The sequence below is a fragment of the Hominifimenecus sp. rT4P-3 genome (assembly GCF_051055405.1).
In the GTDB taxonomy this organism is placed as follows: Bacteria; Bacillota; Clostridia; order Lachnospirales; family Lachnospiraceae; genus Pseudolachnospira.
This window is the reverse complement of record NZ_CP167068.1, coordinates 2087731-2107493: the sequence shown is the minus strand read 5'-3', so window position 1 is coordinate 2107493 and position 19763 is coordinate 2087731. Positions and strand designations below refer to the sequence as shown.

Genomic DNA, 19763 nt, shown 5'->3' with positions numbered 1-19763 from the left:
ATGAGAATGAAAAGAGAAGATATTCGGAATATTGCCATTATCGCCCATGTCGACCATGGGAAGACGACTTTGGTGGATGGGTTGCTGCGGCAGAGCGGCGTGTTCCGCGCCAATCAGGAAGTGGTGGAGCGGGTAATGGATTCCAATGACATTGAGAGAGAACGCGGTATCACAATCCTTTCCAAAAATACAGCGGTTTATTATAAGGATACCAAAATCAATATTATCGACACGCCTGGCCATGCAGATTTTGGCGGAGAGGTAGAGCGCGTGTTGAAAATGGTCAACGGCGTGGTGCTGGTGGTAGATGCCTTCGAGGGCGCTATGCCTCAGACAAAGTTTGTTCTGAAAAAAGCCTTGGAGCTGGATTTGGATGTGATTGTCTGTATCAATAAAGTGGATCGCCCGGAGGCTCGTCCAGACGAAGTCGTAGATGAGGTTCTGGAGCTTTTGATGGAACTGGAAGCCAGCGACCGGCAGCTGGATTGTCCTTTTGTCTTTGCTTCCGCAAAAGCAGGATGGGCGGTTAAGAATCTGGACGACGAGAAGGTAAATATGGTTCCCTTGTTTGAGACCATCCTGGAGGCAATCCCAGCGCCGGAGGGAGATCCGGAGGCGGACACCCAGGTTTTGATCAGCACCATCGACTATAACGAATATGTAGGGCGAATCGGCGTTGGCAAGGTGGACAATGGCAAATTGCATGTGAATCAGGAAGTGGTTCTGGTCAATGCTCATGATCCGGAAAAGTTTAAAAAAGTAAAAGTAAGTAAGCTCTATGAATTTGACGGTTTGGAGAAAGTGGCGGTGGAAGAGGCCAATATCGGCGCGATTGTAGCGATTTCCGGTATTGCCGATATTCACATTGGCGATACCCTTTGTTCACCGGAGAACCCGCAGCCAATCCCATTCCAGAAGATCTCCGAGCCAACCTTGGCCATGAATGTGGTGGTTAACGATAGCCCTTTTGCTGGGCAGGAAGGAAAATATGTGACCTCCCGTCATATCCGTGAACGGCTGTTCCGTGAGCTGAATACGGACGTCAGCCTGCGGGTCGAGGAAACCGACAGCCCGGATTGCTTTAAGGTTTCCGGCCGCGGAGAGCTCCACCTGTCCGTTTTAATTGAGAATATGCGCCGGGAAGGCTATGAATTTGCCGTCAGCAAAGCGGAGGTTTTGTACAAAGAAGATGAAAAGGGACGGAAGTTGGAGCCCATGGAGCGGGTCTATATCGATGTCCCGGATGAATTTACCGGCACGGTGATTGAAAAACTGAGCGGTCGGAAAGGGGAATTGCTGAATATGTCTCCGTCCGGTACAGGTACGACGCGGCTGGAATTTTCGATTCCTTCCCGCGGCCTGATTGGTTACCGGGATGAATTTTTGACGGATACCAAAGGAAACGGCATCCTAAATCAGCTTTTTGACGGCTACGATGCCTATAAGGGAGACATTCAATACCGGACCCAGGGATCTTTGGTTGCCTTTGAGACAGGGGAAGCCGTTACCTATGGTTTGTTTAACGCTCAGGGGCGCGGAATTTTGTTTGTGAATCCAGGCGACCGGGTCTATGCGGGCATGGTAGTGGGACAGAACGCGAAGACAGATGATATTGAGGTCAATGTCTGTAAGAAAAAGCAATTGACCAATACCCGTGCTTCCGGCTCCGACGACGCGCTGAAACTTTCTCCGCCCCGTGTCATGAGCCTGGAACAGTGCATGGAATTTATCAATACCGATGAACTGCTGGAGGTAACGCCGAAAAGCCTGCGCATTCGGAAGAGGATTTTGGACCCCACCCAGCGGAAACGGGATGCAATGCGTAAGAAATCGTAAGAATTCTTGCCTGAAGAGGATGGAGGCAAAGAGCGATGGGAAGTCTATGGGAATGGCTGGCGGTTCCAATGGAGCAGCCAGAAGTATTTGGTTCGTTTCATCTGTGGACTGTAGGGATAGGCGTATGTTTCGCGGTAGGATTGGCTTGGCGTCTGAGAAACATTCCGGAGCAATTGCTTTTTTGGCTCATCGGTGGCCTTGGTTTCTTTTTGGCTGCCGCTGAAATTTTAAAACAATGTTTTTTGTATGAGATTGTATACCACCAGAAGAACACCTGGTGGTATTTTCCTTTTCAGCTTTGCAGTTTACCTCTTTACTTTTGCCCAGTAATTCCTTTGATGAAGAAAGTACGTATACGGGAATCTTTTTTGACGTTTCTCATGAGCTTTAATCTTTTAGGCGGGATAGCCGCCTTGGCCTTTCCCAATGATCTGCTGCATCCCTATCTTTTTTGGACTTGGCATGGCTTTCTCTGGCACATTCTTTTGGTGTTTCTTGGTTGTCTGGTTGGCTTTCACCAAACGGCGGTGCCGGAGCGGTCGCCGCATCAATTTACCTGTGCTTTGCCAGTCTGGGGAATTTCCATTCTCCTTGCAACCGGAATCAATGTGCTGTTTCACTCGAAAGGGGAAATCAATATGTTCTATATCTCTCCTTATTATCCATCCACACAGCCAGTGATTTCTTCCCTTGAAAAGGCTTGGGGGGTACCAGCTGGAATTGCTGTATACTTATGCGGGATGGCTTTGGGAGCGCTTCTGGTTTACGGAATGGTCAGCGCGGTATGGAAACAGGAATATATGAAGAAGAGGAAGTAGAAGGTAAATGCTAAAATGTGGAAGAATTGAATTGACATTTCGTTATATAAATGATAGAATAATCAAAGTTAATAGCAGTAGACTTAATCGATAGATATCTGAAAAAAGGGGAATGTTATGAAAAGATGGCTCAGTATTTTACTCTCGTTTGTGATGGCAGCTTCTTTGACGGCCTGTAACGGCAGCACAGAACCTACAAGTCCAACAACTGCGAAGACGGCAGCTGCAGAGGTAACATCCGCTGAAACGACGACAGCGCCGGAGATAGCATCGACGACTGCTGCAACCGGGGCTTCCCAGAGTGGGATTACCCTGACCGATCAGGGCGGACGTCAGGTTACGCTGGAAAAACCGGCGGAATCCGTGGTCAGCTGTTATTACATTACCTCCTATGCGATGATTTCGCTGGGTTTGACCGACCATTTGGTTGGTGTGGAGGACAATGCGGACAAGCGTCCAGCTTATTCGCTTTTAGCTCCGGAACTGCTGACGGTAAGCCCTGTGGGCTCTTTAAAGGAGTTTAATTTGGAGGCTGCCGCGGCCCTAAAGCCGGATTTGATTCTTCTGCCGAAAAAGTTATGGAGCAACGCGGACACTTTGACTGGATTGGGCATTTCCGTGATCGAGGTGAACCCGGAAAGCCACGAAGAATTGGTGGAGATGCTCTATCTGATTGCGAAGGCTTGCGGAAAAGAAGAGAAGGCGGCTGCCTTGGAAGAATACTATAACCAAAAGCAAGAAGAGATTCAGAAGTTAACGGCGAATCTGACGGACGATCAAAAGCCGGTCGTCTATCTGGCAGGCAACTCGGACTATATGGAGACAGCGCCCGCCGCTATGTATCAGGCGACTTTAATTGACGCTGCCGGCGGCGTCAACGCGGCGAAGGATGTGGAAGGAGACTATTGGACCAAAGTGTCCTATGAACAGATCCTGGCGATGAACCCGGATATCATCATTATCCCCTGCGCGGCCAAATATACTGCGGAGGATATCTTAAAGGATAAACAGTTCGCGCAAGTGACAGCGGTAAAAAATCAAGCGATTTACCATATGCCAACGGAGTTGGAAGAATGGGATTCGCCGGTTCCGTCGGGTATTCTCGGAAATTTCTGGATGTTAGCCGTTCTTCATGAGGACTTGTATTCGATGGATGAGATGCAAAAAGAAGCGACGGAGTTTTACCAGAATTTCTATGGAACGACCATTGACGCAAAAACTTTGATTGGAAAATAAACGATGAAGCAGCGCAAAGGATTGTCACCAAGAATAGCGATGGCAGGAACCGGAATACTCATTGCGGTATTGTTTTTCGTGTCGATCTGTATTGGTCAGTACCCCATTTCTCTCTCGGAGATCTGGGGTATTTTCCGTGGTGGGATGGAAGATACCATGGCCTATCAGGTGTTTTATACGCTGCGCCTGCCCCGGACGATTCTGGCTTTGATGGCAGGTATGGCGATGGGAGTGGCGGGAAGCATCTATCAGATTATCTTTAAAAATCCTTTGGCTTCTCCGGATATCATCGGCGTAACGGCTGGGGCTAATCTGGGAGCCGCCGCTGCAATTTTATTTCTGGGAGGTTCGGCGGCAGCCTTGGCAGGCGGGGCTTTTATCGGCGGCATTTTAGTGGTGCTTTTGGTGATGGCCCTGGTACGTGTAACCGGATTGAATCAGACTTCCACCTATGTGTTGGCCGGGATTGTCATGTCCGCCATATCAAAGGCTCTGATTATGACTTTAAAATACTTTGCCGATCCTTTGAATGAACTGGCCGCCATCGAATTTTGGACCATGGGCAGCCTGGCCCAAGCCACCCGCACCAAACTGCTGGTGGTTGCTCCGCTCTTTTTGGTATCTCTTGCTGGACTATTTTTACTGCGGCGTCAGATTGGCCTGATGGCGTTAAATGAAGATGAATGCCGGATGCTGGGCGTGCGGATTCGCCCGGTGCGCCTGTCCGTCCTGCTGCTTTCCACATTGCTTGTGGCATCGGTGGTCAGCGTGACAGGATTGATTGCTTTTATCGGGCTGGTAGTGCCGCATATCGCGCGGCTGATGATCAAACGGAGCGGCACTGCGTTGACGGTCCTTTCCGGGTTGATGGGAGGGGCTATTTTGATTCCGGCCGACTGCTTGGCAAGAAGCCTTGGCAGTGCGGAAATACCGATTAGCATCTTGACGACATTTTTGGCTGTGCCATTTCTCTTTTATCTGATGTGCCGGCAGAAGGGAGGCGTGCGGTGAACCCTTTATTGAAACTGAGCGATTTTTCTGTCTCCTATGGAAAAAAGGAGATTGTGAGCGGCATTGATCTGGAATTGGGAGAAGGCGAATTTTGTGCCCTTCTCGGCTTAAACGGTTCCGGAAAAACCACCTTGCTGCGCGGTATCTGTGGACTTCTTCCCCATATTTCTGGAGAATGCCGGATTTTAGGGGAGAATTGTATCCGCCTGCATGAGTATCAGCGGGCGCGCCGAATGTCTTTTATTCCTCAAGTCAGCAGCGAGGTAGATGGCATTACCGTATGGGAAGTCGTGTTGATGGGCTGCAATCCGTACCTGCGCCTCTTTGAATCGCCAAGCGACGTCCAGAGGAAGAAGGCGGTTCGGATCTTGGAAAAACTAGGTTTGGATCAATGGAAGGAAAAGGAGTTTTCCATCCTTAGCCAAGGGCAGAAACAGTTGGTAATTTTGGCAAGAACGCTGATGCAGGATACGCCTGTTCTTCTGATGGACGAACCGGACAGCGCGTTGGATTTTTGCAACCGCCACATGGTGTTGGGAAAGATTCGTGATACGGTTCATCGGGAGAAAAAAGCGGGATTGATTACGCTTCATGATCCGAATTTCGCCATGAATTATTGCGACCGCATCGTTTTATTGAAGGACGGGCGCATTTGCGGTGAAATTCAGATGGGAACAGCGGACTGCGAGGAAATCCAGAGTAAGTTGGCCGCGGTTTACGGCGAGGTGGAGATTGTTCCCCAAGGAAATGCGTGGTTGATGGGAAAAGCCTGAGAAAGGAGCAAAATGGACGAAAAAGCATTGTTAAGTAAGCAGCTGGAAGCGCAGGAGCAGGGCAGAGGATATGCAACAGTTACGATTGTAGAGTCGGATGGTTCCACTCCCCGCAGCAACGGGAAAATGCTGGTCTATGAGGACGGCAGCACCGAAGGAACCGTTGGCGGCGGCGCTATGGAGCGGATGGCGGTAAAAGATGCGATGGAATATTTGCGGGTCGGAAAAAGCGCGCTGCGCACCTATGATTTGACTTCGCCTGCGTCGGAGACCGGCATGACCTGCGGCGGGCATATGACCGTTTGGATTGAGGCTTTTTCCGCAAAGCCTTTGCTTGTGGTATGCGGGGCGGGACATGTGGGAGGCGCGCTGCTTCCTCTGGCCCGCACGGTAGGATTTCGTACTATGCTGTTTGATAATCGAGATTTAGAATTGATTCAGGATAAGACGGAATTGGCGGATGTATTTGTACCGATCAAAGATTACGAAAAGGATCTTCCGAAGATCGATCTGCCGGAAGGAGCTTTTTATGTGATTGTGACCTTTGGCCACCATTTTGATGCGGAAGCTTTAAAAGCCGTGCTAAAGAAAAATGGTGCTTATGTGGGCATGATTGGAAGCCGAAAGAAAGTGCAGGCGGTCTATGATCGGTTAAAAGGCGAGGGAGTTTCGGAGCAGGTTCTCAGCACGGTCTATAGCCCGATTGGACTAGATATCGGAGGCGAGACGCCAGAAGAAATCGCGGTTTCCATCCTGGCGGAAATGCTGATGGTAAAGAATGGACGCACGGGAAAACCCATGAAACAATAAGAAATGTGAAAAAATATTTTGTTATGCATGCGCCGCAGATGCAGGACGGTTTCCTGCATCTGCGGCGCATTTGCGTGTAAAGCCAGCAAAAGGAACGGATTTGCTATTCAAAGTAATTTGTAAAAAAGATAGTAGACAAAATTAGACTTTAATGTTATAATCCATTTACAGTTACCGTTCTAAATTCTAGGAGGGCGTGAAGCATTCAGCCTTTCCTCTTATAACGTCCCGCTTGGGTGCGTATCTTGATGGATTCTTATTCATTTTCCAGTATCATTCTTTTTAATTAGAGGTGTTTTTTTGTTTTCCAGAAGATACCATTTCTTTTTATCGATTCTATTTCATCTCTTTTTTGTTCAATTATGCAGAAACTTTTTTGTGACATTTTTCAAATTCAGAGGGGACAGAATATCTTTTTATCTCAACGTTATAAATAGACAAGTTTGTTGGGTTTATTTTTTATGATCTTGCCAATAGAAGACAGCGCCGCTTTTTACAGGCGGCAGAAAAGAAGGGAGTGTATTATGAAACAAGGAAAATGTGTGCTTTTGGCGGGGGCATTGGCCTTGGCGGCGGGAAGCGTAGCTTTTTCTGGGCAGGTAAAAGCGGAAAGCAGATTCCCATGTATGCCAGTATTCGAGGAAAGCAGATTTCCACGTGCGCTGGTGCTTGCAAAAAGTGAAAGTCTTCACGCGTCCGTATTTGCGGCGGAGAACATGGATTTCGGTCAACAAGAAGGGACGGATGCGTTTGTCACTCGGTTATATCGCATTTGCTTGGGAAGAGAGCCGGATTCCGGAGGGCGGCATTTTTGGAAAGAGCGGCTGAAAAGTGAGGCGGCAACCGGAGCAGATGTGGCAGGCGGCTTTTTTCGGTCCGAGGAATATCTGCTCTTGGGGAAAAGCGAGGATCAATACGTGGAGGATTTATACCAGGCGCTTCTAGGGCGGGCATCGGATACGGAGGGAAAGAGATTTTGGTTAAGGCGCTTAGCCGTAGGATCAAGTAGAAACCTGGTTTTCAGCGGTTTTGTGAATTCCGAAGAATTTACCGGTCTTTGCGGCGAATATGGTGTGGTTCGCGGGAGCTATACATCGCCGGAGCCGCGGGATCGAAAGGAGCAGGCAACATCTTTTGTCCAGCGTCTCTACCAATTGGTTCTTCAAAGGGATGGAGAGGCTGACGGATTAAACAATTGGACCGCCTTTTTGCTGGAAGGAGGAAGCGGGGCAGAAGTCGTGGAGGGATTTTTGTTCAGCGAGGAATTCCGCCAAAGAGAAATGGGTCTGGCAGATTATACAGAGCTGCTTTATCAGGCTATTTTAGGGCGCAGTTCGGATGAAGCGGGAAAAAATGGGTGGTTGAATGCGGTGAGAGCAGGGAGAAGGACTCCAGCAGAGTTGATAGACTGCTTTACCGGCAGTTTGGAGTTCCGAAACCTTTGTGAACAATATCAAATAGAGGTGGGAAGCGGGAGCGGTGTGGAAAAAGAACTTCCCCGGATACAGATTTGGGAACCGGAGGTGGTAAACCAGATGCAAAAATTGGTCAATGAAGCCAGAGCGGAGGCGGGGCTTCCTCCCCTAACCACATCAGAAAAGCTGGAGAATTTGGCTCTTCGCCGGGCCGCCCAAATCACGGAGAATTATAGCCATGAAGGCCATGTGGGAGGAGAAAATATTGCCCATAGTTCGAATCGTCAGGCGGATCCGAAGCAAATTTTTCAAGGGTGGATGGACAGTCCGGGCCACCGGGCCAATATGATGGCGGAGGGCTATCGGTCGGTGGCATGCGCCAGGTATCAGACGGAGCGGGGCTCTTACTGGGTTATGGTATTCGAGCCGTAAGAGATCAATGGAAAGGAGATTGGAGATGCGAAAGAGCAAAAAAGTAGTTTTGGCAGGCATGGCTGTAATTTTGCTGTTTGGGACATTGGTCTATGCCAAGACGCCCAATTCGGAAATTTCACAGCAGGAGGCCGAATGCGGCTGGTATGAGAGCGGGCGCCGCCAGGGGCTTTATACAAATCCAGCGTTGGCACATACGGTGGGGAATTTGTTTCAGAACGAGACCTTGGACAATATTCTTGCCATGAGCAGAGATGAAAGGCTGCCGGAGTGGAGAGCAGAGCGTTTCTTTCAGGGCACCGTGTTTCAAAACTTGACGGTAGAGGACTTGGAATCCTTTTATGAACAAGGATTCCGGGACATGGAAGAGTTGCTGCCCGTTTTGGGCTATTAAGAAATGGGGGATTTTATGAGAGCATGGAAAAAGAAGGCGGCCTGGATTCTTGCATGGGTCATGTTGCTGGCTGGCAGCCTGAATCTAAAAGCAGCGGACTCCTTTTCTGATCGCTGTGTTTTGCATACTAAGAGGAGTCCGCAGTTTCAGCAGTTTGAAATGGATATCTACGATTCGGTCCATGGTCCGCTGTATTTGATGACCTTGGACGACAGCCTTGCGTTCTGTATGGATTACGGAAAGCACAGTCCTTCCGGGACCATCTATGAGAAGATGGAGATGAGAGAAAAAATTTCGGAATCACAACAGGAAGTGATTCGTCATGGGCTGATGTTTGCTTTGTATCTGGAAAATTGTATTTATGGAGAGATGGAGTGGGGAAATCCGGATCTGGAAAATATGACGTCCGAGAGCGGGCAGTATCTCTTGATGCAAATATGGGTTTGGGCAGCGATGAAAGGACTTTCTTCTTTGGAATGTGCGGATTGTGTCCGCAGAACGTACATCTCTTGGGGGCAGGAAAATAAAGAGTGGGCGGACAATACGTATCAGCTGGCGGAAGATTTTTTGGGCAGCGGTATGGATCAAGCTTACTCGGTGGAGATAGCGGTTTATGGGTCAGGAAGCGCAGCAAATCAGGACATGTTTACCTATGATTTTTCCACATTTCAACCGGCGCCGGATGAACTTGCGGTTGGCGTCTATAAAGTCGGAGAAACATCGGGAAAAGCATATAAGGGAGCTGTATACGGTGTATATGCGGATGCGGCGTGCAGAGATTTCGTAGCTGATCTAACTACCTCCGACGATGGAAGAGGGAGCGTTGTATTTTCTGGGCAGGAGGGGACTTATTATCTAAAGGAGATAACCGCTCCCAAGGGAACCAATCAAAATGATACGGTCTATCCGGTTCATTTGACCTATGGGTCCCGGAATGAAGTTCCCTATGTGAAGGCGGAAAATACAGAATGGTTCGGACAAGTTTCCGTGCGGAAGGTATCGGAAGAAGGCGCGGATTTGTCAGGCGCGGCATTTGATTTGGAGGAATGGAACGGGACAGCCTATCAGTTTCATTCGCACTTAAAGGAAAAACCAGGGGGAATTTATGAATCGGAACAGATCACCTATCATCCGGTGAACCAGGGCCGGTATCGTATTACAGAGAAAAAAGCACCCTATGGACACCAAAACCAAGGGTGGAACAAAGAATTGATACTAACAAAGAACAATCAGCTCTTTTCCTATACCGTAACCAATAATCCCTGGCAGGCCTCGGTTCAGGTGGAAAAAAGGGATGCAGAGTCGGGAAATAAGATCAGCGGCGCGAAGTTTTCCCTGTTGGAGTGGGACGGAAGCCAATACACGCCCAAAGGATTTTTGACGGACCGAGGGGACGGTGTCTATTTCGCAGAAAAGTTGGCCTATACTCCTTCCAACCAGGGGAAATTTAAGATTCAGGAGACAAAGGCGCCGGATGGCTATGTCAATGACGAATGGTCGCAGGAGTTTGTCATCACCCGCCAAGATCAAGCATTTTCCTACTCTCTGGAAAATACTCCGATGAAAGGACAGATACGAATCGCGAAAGAAGATGAAGAAAGCGGGAAAATTCCCCAGGGGGACGCGACTTTGGAAGGAGCCGTCTACGGTTTATTTGCAAGAACAGACATCATTCGGCCCGATCACAGTGGACTTCTTTTCCGGGCAGGCGAGCAGGTGGGACAGGCGATCATTAAAAATGGCGCCGCTGAATTTACGGAGCTGCCTTTGGGAACCTATTTTATAAAAGAATTGGAAGCGCCGGAGGGCTATCAGCTTAACGCGGCGGAATATGACGTGGTTTTATCTGGGGAAGATCAGACAAAATCGTTGGTTTTCCAGGAGGTAACCGTCAAAGATGCGGTGAAGAAAAGGCGGGTTCACCTGCTGAAGATTTCAAACGACGGTTCGGCCGGTGAAGTAAATCCGCTGGCTGGGGCAGAATTTACCTGGAAGCTGAAGAGAGAGGTGGATGCGGACGGATGGGAACAGGCCTCCACGTTTGCTATCGTGGAAACCGACGAGAACGGATGTGGGATGAGCACAGAGCTGCCATACGGCGTCTATCAGGTTCGGGAAACCAAGGTTCCCGAAGGATATGGGCCGGTGCGCGACTTTTTGGTGGAGATTCGGGAACACGATTTGTCGGAACCTATACAGATCATCTTAAATGATACGGCTTTTCAAGCTTATATTCAAATCATCAAGGTGGATCAGGATACCGGCGAGGTGATTCCTTTGGCCGGAGCGACCTTCCAACTTCGGAATGAAGCAGGGGAAACGATTCGTCAAAAAGTAGGGGAACGGTGGGTGGATACCTTTGTGACGGATGAGACGGGGACCGTAACCACTCCGTTGATGACGGTATCGGGAACCTATACAGTGACAGAAATCCAGGCTCCGCCTGGTTATCGAATCGGGGATGAGAAAGTAACATTTACTGTATCCGGCTCAGAGGCGGAACTGGACGCGGCGGGAGATCCGGTTATAAAAGTCCGCGTGGCGGACCCGGCTTTAGAAGTGGAGATACGAAAAGTGGATATGACAGCGAAAGCATTTGTTCCGGGAGCGCGTCTACAGGTGTTACGTGAGGATGGTACGATAATCGATGAGTGGGTCAGCAAAGAAGAACCCCACCAGATTCATGGGATACCAGCTGGAACGTACATTTTACGGGAGATCGTCGCGCCCATAGAGCAGGGATATGTCTGTGCCAAGGATCTGCCTTTTACCGTGACAGAATCCGAAGGGATACAGGTGGTAGAGCTCATGGAGGACGTGACAAAGGTAGAGATAGAAAAGCTGGATTTGGGAACGGGGAAACGCCTGCCGGGCGCGATCCTGCAGCTTCGCGATTCTTCCGGGCAGATTTTGCGGGAATGGGAGAGTGGAGATGTTCCGGAATATTTTGAGCGTTTGCCGGTGGGAGAATATATCCTGGTAGAGATTTCTGCGCCGGAAGGCTATCTTCTGGCGGAAGAAGTGCGGTTTTTGGTGGAGGATACCGGAGAGGTGCAGCGTGTGTCGATGGAGGATTTACGTCTGGGAACAATCACCGGTCACTATGACGGGGAGGCTATGAGGCGAGGTGTAAAGACCGGGGACTCTGCATCCTTAACGCGATGGTTGATGTTGTTTGGTTTCGCCGGCGTTGGTTTGGGCGTCGCAAGGTGGATGAAAAGAAGGAGGAACCATGGCGGGCAGTAAAAGAAGATGGTTGGTATTATGGGTCGGCTTTTGCCTTTTAGCGTGTCCTATCTTCGTAAAAGGAAAGGCGGAAGAAGAATCCCTTTGGATGGATGTTGTGGAGTGTATGGATGCGTCGGAGGCGGAGCAATATGTATTTCCGGAGAAAAGGGAAAAGGACGGGATTTGGTATCGGCTGCTGCGGACAGAAGTTCTGGAATCCGCTGGCGAGCCGGTGATAGAGACGGAGATTCGGACAGAGACGAGGTCATCGGGAGCATTGCTTCCGGGAGAAACCTGGGAACCAGAGCCCATGTTAGAGCAGGATGGGGTAGCGTATCATCTGCAGGAAACCAGAGAAGAAAAAATTCCAATCCGTGGCCGTACTCAGAAAGCAGAAGGGTGGATTGACTATTTTGACCGGGTAGAAAAGCCGACGTTTCCTCCCTATGCGGAATTTGAGATAGAAGATGCAGCGCTGGGAACATCGAAAACAGTGACGTTGGCTCTGACAGAGACAACGGAGGAGCAGCATTGGAAGGAGGATTTTCAGGCAATATTGACAGCGGAACCAGCCGATGCCTCGGCCTTTGTACTGGGAGAGCAAGTGGTGACGCTGGGCGAAGATGAGTTGGGCCTGGCAGGGCAGGAAGAAGCAGTTTTGCACGTTTTGGGGCTGGACCCAGCCTACTATCGGATTCGCCATATGAGCTGGTCCAGTCCTTCCTATGATCAGAATGGAGTGTTGCGACGGGAGATTCAGGTATCCGGCGCGCGTTTTGTCACAGACTATCACGGGTACTATTCTGGTGTTGGGGAGTTAGATGATGTCTGGGGAACGGTGTTGACCGCTGTATATCAAGCGGAGATAGAGACGCAGACAGGCATAGAAACGATTTACACGGTTCTTGGGTATTATCAGCCGGAAGGGGAGGTAAGCGAAGTTCTTCCTCTATTGGGAGCAGGAACCTCCGCGGGTATTTTCTTGGCGGCGATTTTTTTGTGGAGGGAAAAGAGAAAGAAGGAAGCGTGATCGCATAAGGAAGCATTCGGAAAGTCATAATAAATTTGACGACCAAAAACTGCGGATAAATCGGAGCCTTCCATGGATAAGTACATGTCAATGGAAGATACTGGTGAAATTGAAAACTGGAATAATAAAAAGTAAAGTTGGAAGAAAATGGTTTGTATGATATCATAGATGAAGAAAAAGTACGGGAAAGGGAGGGTGTCAGGATGTGGCTTGCTGCTGCAGGTTTATCTGCTTTTTTCGCAGGGCTTACTTCAATTCTTGCCAAATGCGGAATTCGAAAAACGGATTCAGATGTTGCGACCGCGCTTCGGACGGTGATTGTGCTTTTATTTTCATGGCTTATGGTATTTATGGCTGGAACGGTAAATACCATTTGGGATATGGATACGACATCCTTAGTATTTTTAATCCTTTCAGGATTGGCGACAGGCGCTTCCTGGATTTGTTATTTCAAAGCGCTCTCAATCGGGGATGTCAATAAAGTGGTACCGATCGATAAGTCTAGCACCGTTATGACGGTGCTGCTTGCGATCCTTCTGTTTGGCGAGACGAATCATCTGCCGGTCAAATTGGTTGGCGCCCTCCTTCTTGCCTCCGGTATTTTTCTTATGATTGAAAAAAAGAAAATAGAGGGGACAAAGAAAAACGGAGGATGGATGTTTTATGCCTTTTTATCCGCTGTATTTGCCGCGCTTACCTCGATTCTTGCAAAAATTGGTATCACCAATGTGGAATCCAATCTTGGAACAGCGATTCGTACCGGCGTTGTGCTGGTGATGGCATGGCTGATTGTTTTGATCAAAGGCAAGCAGAAAGAACTCAAGTGTCTTGATAGGAAAGAATTTTTATTTATCGTCCTTTCTGGCCTAGCAACCGGAGCGTCATGGTTATGTTATTATTATGCAATCCAGAATGGAGTGGTCAGCGTTGTCGTGCCGATCGATAAGTTGAGTATTCTTGTAACCGTTGCATTTTCTTATTTCGTTTTCAAGGAAAGATTAAGTAAGAGAGCGTTTTGGGGGCTGATTCTTATGGTCGTCGGAACGCTGGGAATGGCAATATGGGCATAAAAAAGTAACCGGAGGGCGATTCCCTTCCGGTTACTTTTTATGGATATAATTAACAAGAGTGCCTTCCATTGACAAGGGTACAAGCCTCATGGCAATGGTCTCCTAACAAACAGCTACAGCAAGAGCATGGAGATCTGCGGTACATAGGTAATAAGTAGGAGCGCCACCAGATAGGAGAGAATAAAAGGCAAAGCTCGTTTTCCTACCTGCATGGGATTCGTATCGATCATGGGGCCGGAGATAAATAGGTTTAAGCCAAAAGGTGGCGTTACAAAGCCAATCGCCAGATTGCAAACCATGATTACACCGAGATGGATACCGTCGATGCCAAGGCTTTTGGCAAAAGGCAAAATCATAGGCGATAAAATCATCATAGCAGGCGCTACATCCATAACCATGCCGATTAGAATCAGAACCAGGTTCAGTAGAAGCAGGAACGCAATCCGATCGTTTACCGCCGTGGACAGGAATTCTGCCAGGCTTTGAGGCGCATTCATCAAAACTAGAACCTTGGCAAAGGCTTGCGCCAATCCCATCATCAGCCCAAGCGGAGCATAGGAGGATACTGCCTGGCGGAAAAAGACTAAAAGCTCTTTAAAGGTTACTGTTTTGTAGATGAAGAGGCAGACAATGATCGCATAGAAAACGGAAACGCAGGCCGCTTCTGTGGGAGTTACAATGCCAGAATAGATGCCGCCCAGAATAATGATCGGAGTTAAGAGCGCCCAAAATCCATCTAAAATCACATGCAGAACACCGCGATTTTTTAAGCGGTGGTAAGACGCTTCAATTTTTTCACGATCTTCACCTTTTGTTCTGCAATAGAATTGAGTGTATGCCATCAGACACAGGGCGATCAAAATTCCTGGAAGAATGCCGGCTGTAAACAGGGCGCTGACAGATACTTCGGTCACTAAGGCATAAGCAATAAAGGGAATGCTGGGCGGAATGATAACGCCAAGGCTGGAGGCTGTAGCCACTAAAGCTGCTGAAAACTTTTTCTCATAACCCAGATTGGTCAAAACCGGGATACACATGGCGCCGACAGCCGCGCAAGTTGCTGTGCCAGAGCCGGAGATCGCGCCGTAGAAGAGGCAAGTAACGATAACGGCGCAAGGCATGCCACCCTTGACTTTTCCAATAAATACAGCAAAAACATCAAACAGTTTTTCCGATAGACCGCCCTTGGCCATGATGGAGCCGGACAGCATGAACAGGGGGATGGCGAGAATCGTAGTGACATCCAGACCGCTGATCAGAGAACGGTAGATAAACTGAAGATTTCCCTTAAAGGCAGAGTCCAAAAGACCTGGCAGGGCAGTGGCAAAACCAAGGGAGATTGCCACGGGAATGGACAAAAATAAGGCTACAAAAAAGATAATAAAAACAAGGGCTGTCATAGTTCAACCTCCTTCTTCTGTGATGGTAGAAGCCGTAGGACAAATTTCTGGATAATGCGTATAATGGCCAGGGCAAATCCTACGGGACCTGACAGATAAACGATCCAGATCGGTATCTGCAAGGCGGGAGAGAGCTGATGAAGGCTCATCAGTTTCATTGTTGTTTGCCAGGAGGCATAGGCAAATAAAACGTAAAAAACAAGAGAAGCGATATCTCCCAGGATATCTAAAAGTTTTCCCCAAAAAGCTGGCATCAGGCTGACTAAAAGATCTACTCGGAGCATTTTATTGTTGCGGATGCAATAGCCGACGCCAAACAACGAGGAATAGATGAAACAATAGCGGCAGAATTCCTCGGCCCAGGGAAGCGGACTCTGGAAAATGTAGCGGAGAATAATCTGCAGCATCATGACGACGGAGAGCAGTATCAGCGAGATGACGCAGACTGCTTCTTCAAAATAAAGATCGAGCCATCGGAACATTTTAGAAATTTTCATGGCAATCCTCCTCCTTTTGTGTGATTTCATTTTATTCTTGAATTATCATAATGTCTAATATATAATGTAATATAAAACGATAGAATAAAATCTATGAATATGCATGTGGCAATCAAAAAGATTTTCAAAAGTAAGACAGAATCTGCAAGGAGGAACGGATATGGAACTATTACAGCTGCGTTATTTTAAACGAGTGGCCGAGCTTCAACATATGACTAAGACTGCGGAGGAGTTTCATATTGCTCAACCGTCCCTCAGTAAGACGATCCGCCTTTTAGAAGATGAGCTGGGGACAGAGCTTTTTGACCGAAAAGGAAAATACATTGTCTTAAATGATGCCGGGAAGATTTTTAAGCACTATGCGGATATGGTGGTGGATGCGGTAGACGATGCCAAGCGGGAGATTGAGGAATATAAAGCCACTGGAAACGCGACCATTACGATTTCACTTCGAGTGGCGCCAATTGGTTTCCCGGATTTGATCGCCAGATTTCGAGAGCAGCATCCCGGTGTGAAATTTGTTGTGGAGCAGCATCAACATTTTTTGGACGACTTAAAGAAGGGGCGTTGCGATATTACCGTATATTCTTCTATGACAAAAGTCAGCGCCCCCAATGAATTGACAATTTTGGAGGAGCCAATCCTTCTGGCAGTGCCCAAGACGCACCCCTTGGCTGATCGGGAGTTTGTGCGGCTGAGGGAAATTGCCGATGAAGATCTGATTGCTTCCTCACCGGCAGAGTCTAATTTGCGTTATGCTATCAATACCTACTGCAAGATCGCTGGTTTTAAGCCGAAAATCATTATGGACTGCGACGACTATATGACGATCCAGGGCTTTGTCCGAACTGGCGTAGGTCTTGCCTTTATTCCAAAGGTTTCTTGGATGGATCAACAGGCGTCGTCTTCCGATCTTCGATATATCCCAATTATAGAACCAGAATGTAAACGCTGCATTAATCTCCACTGGAAGAATACGGGATATGTCTCAAAAGCTTCGGTGTTGTTTCGGAAGTTTACTTTAGAGTATTTCTCCAAGAAAGAAGATTATCAGGTTCCGGCAGATAGAATTGCTACAAAGGAAAAATGATAATTGATAGATTTAAATATATACATACATGACATATTATATATTGGACAGCATAAAAAAGTGAATATACAATGTCGGTAAGCAAGAAAGAAAAGAGGAACAAGGAATGTTGCAGCAGGAAATAGATGTAACACAGTTCCCTCGGACGTTTACCGACATTTTTTATGCAAAACAGTCCCCGGAGCAAAAAATGGATATATTTCTGCCAGAGGACGGGGCGGGTCCATATCCGCTGGTGGTAGTTGTCCATGGAGGCGGTTGGATTTCTGGGGGACGGAGGGAAGCGTGTATCTCTTCTATGTTCAAGATAGTATCTCAGGGGTATGCGGTGGCTACGGTGGACTACCGGCTGGCTCCGGACGGCCAATGGCCTCTCCAGGTGCATGACGTGAAAGCTGCGATACGATTTCTGAGGGCTCACCGGGAAAAATACCGGCTCAATACGGAGCGCATTGTATTGTGGGGGAATTCGGCGGGAGCATATCTGGTTCAGCTGGTGGCCGCTACCTGTCGGGGACATCAGATAGAAGATTTATCAATGGGAAACCCAAATGAAAGCTGCCAGGTAGATGGAATGATTAGCTGGTATGGGGTATCGAACTTAGCAACCCAAGATCTCGATATGACGGAAATCTGTGGACATTCGGTACATATGCATGGAGGCAGTATGGAAAGCCCGGCTTGTCAGATGCTGGGCTGTGTGATTGAAGAGAATCCGGAAAGAGCCGTAGAGGCTAGCAGTATTCGATACATTGCTGGGGATTTTGTACCGTCTCTGATTCAACATGGGACAGGCGACCGACTGGTTTCTTATCGGCAGTCGGAGCGGCTTTATCAAAAAATTGTGGAAGAATGCGGCCTGGAACGGGCTACACTAGAGCTTTTTGAAGGTGCGGAGCACGGAGATGCTAGATTCAAAACAGATGAAAATATCGATCGTTGCATTGATTTTCTGGACGAGATATTTTGGCCTGATGGGAGGCTCACGCCCAGAACACCTTTGCCGGAGATTTACCTGATGGAAGGGGAGGATGCGCATCGTGACCTCTTTGAGGCAAAAGGAGAGCAGGATCGAGAATTTCAAAATAAATTTCAATTTAGGAGGGAAAAATGAAAAGAAGAAACCAAGTAATAGCAATGGTACTTAGTAGTATGATGGTATTGTCACTGGCCGCCTGCGGAAATGGAAGCGAAGCGACGACAGCTGCCGCAAATACCACGGCAGCAGCAGGTACCACAGCGGCGGAAGCTACTACCGCAGCGGAGAAATCCACAGCTGCAGATACGACAGCCGCAGCAGATGCGTCTGCTTTTGAAAATTTGGAACCAGTCAATCTGACGGTCGCCAGCGCTGCTTCTTCTGCCAACATGATTTATAACTTGCAGGTACAGGCTGCAGAAGAAGTGAAAGAAAAATCTGGAGGTAAGCTGAATATCGAAGTAGTATGGGATGGCTCCTTGGGAAATGACAATGAGTTAATCAACAGCTGCATTATGGGAGATGTAGACATGGCCTATGTGGCGACTTCATCTCTGTCTACCACCTGTCCGCAGGCAGCAATTTTTGATATCCCAAGCTTGTTTGACGATATCATTAAGGCAAATAATGCGGTAGCAGAGTTTGCACCAATTTTTGACGGTTATGTAAATGAGTATGGTATGAAGATCCTGGGTCTGTCCACCAATACATTCCGTGGTCTGTCCACCAATACGAAGATCGAAAAGCCGGAAGATTTTAAAGGAATGAGCATTCGTTGCCCAGAAAACAAATATTATCAGGCTTACTATGAGAATCTGGGATGCAATCCCACGCCCCTGGCTTTCAGCGAACTGTTTGTAGCTCTGCAGCAAGGTCTGGTGCAGGCGCAGGATAACCCGGCTCAGGCTGTAGCTGCGATGAAGTTTTATGAAGTGCAGGACTACTACATGGATATGAAGTCCATCACCTATGTGTTCCCTATCTTAATGAACCTGGACACTTATAATAGCCTGGATCCGGCTTATCAGAGTCTTCTGGTAGAATTTGCCGAGCGCTACGGCGAGCTTTGCCGCGATACAGCTGAGGAAGATTACAACAATTCGATTCAGGCCATGGAAGGTCAGATCGAGGTGCTTCCTGTTACCGATGAGATTCGTGCGGCTATCGTAGCTGCCGGCGAGCCTATTGTAGATATGGTTCGTGCAGACTTAGGAGATGAGATCGTAGATCAGTATCTGGCGATTGCGGAGTCCGCAAATAAGTAATCGTCGAGGACATTCGAAAGTCTGTATAAGTTGTAAAATTTGATGTAAGATAGGAAGGGGCTGCTGCTCATGGACAAGAAATTATCTATGAGCAGCGGCGCCTTTTTTCCATTTCATAGGAAATTCCGCCCCCATTTCCTATGAAATAAAAAACGATCCGCTAAGGATGCACGCGAGCGCGAAAGGAAGATGACGCCGATGGCGGCCGCGCTCGGCGTGAGAATTTCGCGAAGCAAAATTCTTTGCTCTAAGGCATAGGAGGGGAAATTTAGTCAAAATAGAACAATTCCTCGAACTTCTTATCCAAGGCGACGCACAAAACCAAAGCCAGCTTTGCCGTGGGGTTAAACTGACCGGTTTCTATGGAGCTGATCGTGTTTCGAGATACGCCAACCATTTCTGCTAACTGCGTCTGAGACCACCCTTTTTCGCCGCGGGCTTCTTTCAAGTGGTTTTTAAGTACTAACTGATCATCCATT

The 19763-nt window shown here is 48.1% G+C and carries 17 protein-coding genes; 14 read left to right on the top strand and 3 right to left on the bottom strand.

Annotated features, from left to right (window positions below):
* From typA to ACCC71_RS09745, 11 genes are all read left to right on the top strand, one after another.
* The gene (gene typA, locus ACCC71_RS09795; protein ID WP_434309447.1) at positions 1-1836 is read left to right on the top strand and encodes a translational GTPase TypA; all 1836 of its coding nucleotides are present in this window, start codon (positions 1-3) and stop codon (positions 1834-1836) included.
* A 35-nt stretch (positions 1837-1871) separates the two neighbouring features.
* A complete protein-coding gene (locus ACCC71_RS09790) occupies positions 1872-2654 on the top strand; it encodes a TMEM164 family acyltransferase (RefSeq protein ID WP_434309446.1) in 783 nt (260 codons plus the stop codon).
* 117 nt (positions 2655-2771) lie between these two features.
* Positions 2772-3890 (top strand): ABC transporter substrate-binding protein, encoded by a 1119-nt coding sequence (locus tag ACCC71_RS09785; RefSeq protein ID WP_434309445.1) that lies wholly within the window; start codon positions 2772-2774, stop codon positions 3888-3890.
* A gap of 3 nt (positions 3891-3893) precedes the next feature.
* Entirely contained in the window at positions 3894-4901 is a 1008-nt protein-coding gene (locus ACCC71_RS09780) for a FecCD family ABC transporter permease (protein WP_434309444.1), read from the top strand.
* Positions 4898-5674, top strand: coding sequence for an ABC transporter ATP-binding protein (locus ACCC71_RS09775; RefSeq protein ID WP_434309443.1), 777 nt, complete (start codon positions 4898-4900; stop codon positions 5672-5674). The genes ACCC71_RS09780 and ACCC71_RS09775 overlap by 4 nt, the downstream gene beginning before the upstream one ends.
* Positions 5675-5686: 12 nt before the next feature.
* Complete coding sequence (locus ACCC71_RS09770; RefSeq protein WP_434309442.1) at positions 5687-6484, top strand: XdhC family protein; 798 nt, start codon at positions 5687-5689, stop codon at positions 6482-6484.
* Between the two features lie 524 nt (positions 6485-7008).
* On the top strand, positions 7009-8331 hold the full coding sequence (locus ACCC71_RS09765; RefSeq protein WP_434309441.1) for a DUF4214 domain-containing protein: 1323 nt from the start codon (positions 7009-7011) through the stop codon (positions 8329-8331).
* 25 nt (positions 8332-8356) lie between these two features.
* On the top strand, positions 8357-8725 hold the full coding sequence (locus tag ACCC71_RS09760; protein WP_434309440.1) for a hypothetical protein: 369 nt from the start codon (positions 8357-8359) through the stop codon (positions 8723-8725).
* Positions 8726-8740: 15 nt separating this feature from the next.
* Positions 8741-11971 (top strand): MSCRAMM family protein, encoded by a 3231-nt coding sequence (locus tag ACCC71_RS09755; RefSeq protein ID WP_434309439.1) that lies wholly within the window; start codon positions 8741-8743, stop codon positions 11969-11971.
* The gene (locus tag ACCC71_RS09750; RefSeq protein ID WP_434309438.1) at positions 11958-12983 is read left to right on the top strand and encodes a hypothetical protein; all 1026 of its coding nucleotides are present in this window, start codon (positions 11958-11960) and stop codon (positions 12981-12983) included. Before ACCC71_RS09755 ends, ACCC71_RS09750 begins: the two co-directional genes overlap by 14 nt.
* A gap of 203 nt (positions 12984-13186) precedes the next feature.
* Positions 13187-14053, top strand: coding sequence for an EamA family transporter (locus ACCC71_RS09745; protein ID WP_434309437.1), 867 nt, complete (start codon positions 13187-13189; stop codon positions 14051-14053).
* A 113-nt stretch (positions 14054-14166) separates the two neighbouring features.
* On the opposite strand, the gene ACCC71_RS09740 is transcribed toward ACCC71_RS09745, so the two are convergent.
* The gene (locus ACCC71_RS09740) at positions 14167-15453 is read right to left on the bottom strand and encodes a TRAP transporter large permease (RefSeq protein WP_434309436.1); all 1287 of its coding nucleotides are present in this window, start codon (positions 15451-15453) and stop codon (positions 14167-14169) included.
* Positions 15450-15950 carry a TRAP transporter small permease gene (locus tag ACCC71_RS09735; RefSeq protein WP_434309435.1) on the bottom strand — a complete coding sequence of 167 codons (501 nt, stop codon included), beginning with the start codon at positions 15948-15950 and terminating at the stop codon, positions 15450-15452. The genes ACCC71_RS09740 and ACCC71_RS09735 overlap by 4 nt, the downstream gene beginning before the upstream one ends.
* Before the next feature lie 160 nt (positions 15951-16110).
* Between ACCC71_RS09735 and ACCC71_RS09730 the strand changes: the two genes are divergently transcribed.
* The 3 genes from ACCC71_RS09730 to ACCC71_RS09720 all read left to right on the top strand — a co-directional run bounded on the left by ACCC71_RS09730 (position 16111) and on the right by ACCC71_RS09720 (position 19284).
* Entirely contained in the window at positions 16111-17040 is a 930-nt protein-coding gene (locus ACCC71_RS09730; RefSeq protein ID WP_434309434.1) for a LysR family transcriptional regulator, read from the top strand.
* A 190-nt stretch (positions 17041-17230) separates the two neighbouring features.
* Positions 17231-18154 (top strand): alpha/beta hydrolase fold domain-containing protein, encoded by a 924-nt coding sequence (locus ACCC71_RS09725; RefSeq protein ID WP_434309433.1) that lies wholly within the window; start codon positions 17231-17233, stop codon positions 18152-18154.
* Entirely contained in the window at positions 18151-19284 is a 1134-nt protein-coding gene (locus ACCC71_RS09720; RefSeq protein ID WP_434309432.1) for a TRAP transporter substrate-binding protein, read from the top strand. The genes ACCC71_RS09725 and ACCC71_RS09720 overlap by 4 nt, the downstream gene beginning before the upstream one ends.
* Before the next feature lie 268 nt (positions 19285-19552).
* Here ACCC71_RS09720 and ACCC71_RS09715 read toward each other — a convergent pair whose 3' ends face one another.
* Positions 19553-19762 (bottom strand): helix-turn-helix transcriptional regulator, encoded by a 210-nt coding sequence (locus ACCC71_RS09715; RefSeq protein WP_434309431.1) that lies wholly within the window; start codon positions 19760-19762, stop codon positions 19553-19555.
* Between the last annotated feature and the right edge of the window lies 1 nt (position 19763).

Coding starts and splice junctions, on each gene's coding strand:
- typA (WP_434309447.1), top strand. CDS start 1: ATGAGAATGAAAAGAGAAGATATTCGGAATATTGCCATTATCGCCCAT.
- ACCC71_RS09790 (WP_434309446.1), top strand. CDS start 1,872: ATGGGAAGTCTATGGGAATGGCTGGCGGTTCCAATGGAGCAGCCAGAA.
- ACCC71_RS09785 (WP_434309445.1), top strand. CDS start 2,772: ATGAAAAGATGGCTCAGTATTTTACTCTCGTTTGTGATGGCAGCTTCT.
- ACCC71_RS09780 (WP_434309444.1), top strand. CDS start 3,894: ATGAAGCAGCGCAAAGGATTGTCACCAAGAATAGCGATGGCAGGAACC.
- ACCC71_RS09770 (WP_434309442.1), top strand. CDS start 5,687: ATGGACGAAAAAGCATTGTTAAGTAAGCAGCTGGAAGCGCAGGAGCAG.
- ACCC71_RS09765 (WP_434309441.1), top strand. CDS start 7,009: ATGAAACAAGGAAAATGTGTGCTTTTGGCGGGGGCATTGGCCTTGGCG.
- ACCC71_RS09760 (WP_434309440.1), top strand. CDS start 8,357: ATGCGAAAGAGCAAAAAAGTAGTTTTGGCAGGCATGGCTGTAATTTTG.
- ACCC71_RS09755 (WP_434309439.1), top strand. CDS start 8,741: ATGAGAGCATGGAAAAAGAAGGCGGCCTGGATTCTTGCATGGGTCATG.
- ACCC71_RS09750 (WP_434309438.1), top strand. CDS start 11,958: ATGGCGGGCAGTAAAAGAAGATGGTTGGTATTATGGGTCGGCTTTTGC.
- ACCC71_RS09745 (WP_434309437.1), top strand. CDS start 13,187: ATGTGGCTTGCTGCTGCAGGTTTATCTGCTTTTTTCGCAGGGCTTACT.
- ACCC71_RS09740 (WP_434309436.1), bottom strand. CDS start 15,453: ATGACAGCCCTTGTTTTTATTATCTTTTTTGTAGCCTTATTTTTGTCC.
- ACCC71_RS09735 (WP_434309435.1), bottom strand. CDS start 15,950: ATGAAAATTTCTAAAATGTTCCGATGGCTCGATCTTTATTTTGAAGAA.
- ACCC71_RS09730 (WP_434309434.1), top strand. CDS start 16,111: ATGGAACTATTACAGCTGCGTTATTTTAAACGAGTGGCCGAGCTTCAA.
- ACCC71_RS09725 (WP_434309433.1), top strand. CDS start 17,231: ATGGATATATTTCTGCCAGAGGACGGGGCGGGTCCATATCCGCTGGTG.
- ACCC71_RS09720 (WP_434309432.1), top strand. CDS start 18,151: ATGAAAAGAAGAAACCAAGTAATAGCAATGGTACTTAGTAGTATGATG.
- ACCC71_RS09715 (WP_434309431.1), bottom strand. CDS start 19,762: ATGGATGATCAGTTAGTACTTAAAAACCACTTGAAAGAAGCCCGCGGC.